Origin of the sequence: Prevotella sp. MGM1 (assembly GCF_002933775.1) — a bacterium.
In the GTDB taxonomy this organism is placed as follows: domain Bacteria; phylum Bacteroidota; class Bacteroidia; order Bacteroidales; family Bacteroidaceae; genus Prevotella.
This window is the reverse complement of the sequence record NZ_BEWV01000129.1, coordinates 1-571: the sequence shown is the minus strand read 5'-3', so window position 1 is coordinate 571 and position 571 is coordinate 1. Positions and strand designations below refer to the sequence as shown.

Annotated in this window: 2 protein-coding genes; both read left to right on the top strand. The window is 46.6% G+C overall.

Annotation, left to right across the window (positions count from 1 at the left end):
- The first annotated feature begins 79 nt into the window (after positions 1-79).
- Complete coding sequence (locus tag MoGM_RS04530; protein ID WP_104368946.1) at positions 80-448, top strand: hypothetical protein; 369 nt, start codon at positions 80-82, stop codon at positions 446-448.
- 1 nt (position 449) lies between these two features.
- Positions 450-571: IS66 family insertion sequence element accessory protein TnpB (gene tnpB / locus MoGM_RS04525; protein ID WP_146078644.1), on the top strand; the 122-nt coding region annotated here is incomplete at its 3' end.

Here is a 571-nt window from a genome sequence, read left to right as displayed (position 1 = left end):
GTAACCATTCTATTTTCCGCCTTGACACGCATCGCAACCCAGCATATCTTTGCGGCATAACCAATTACTAACAAAGATTATGGCAAAAGAAAAAGTAAACTACCAGGAGGTGTACGACCTCTATCAGCTGTGCTGCGAAACCAAAGACCTTCGTGAGTCCTGTGCGGATTATGGAGTGAATTACGACAAGTTCATGAACTGGCAGCGCCACCAGCTATGGAGTGAGAAGTTAGGCAAGACAGCCCAGGTTGATCAACCCAAGGTTGCCAAGGTGCAGATAACCGGCAATCCCTGCAACAGTCCAACCGTGAAAATGGAAGTGAGACAGCCCGAAGGTGAAGCTCCGATAAGATGGGTAAAATTACAATTGGCATCAGGCGCAACGCTGTTCCTGAGAAACACCACAGTTCTTGATTTGAGCTTGTTGCTTAATAAAATGATAGGATGACATGCTGGGACTGAGTGCTAACCTGAACTATTACCTGTTCAACGGTAATGTGGATTTGCGGAAAGGCATTTTCCGTCTGTGTGAGAGTATAAGGGAAGAGATGTCACTTGACCCGAGCGATGC

Bases quoted from the DNA above. Each gene is read 5' to 3' on its own strand.
- MoGM_RS04530 (WP_104368946.1), top strand. From the start codon at position 80: ATGGCAAAAGAAAAAGTAAACTACCAGGAGGTGTACGACCTCTATCAG.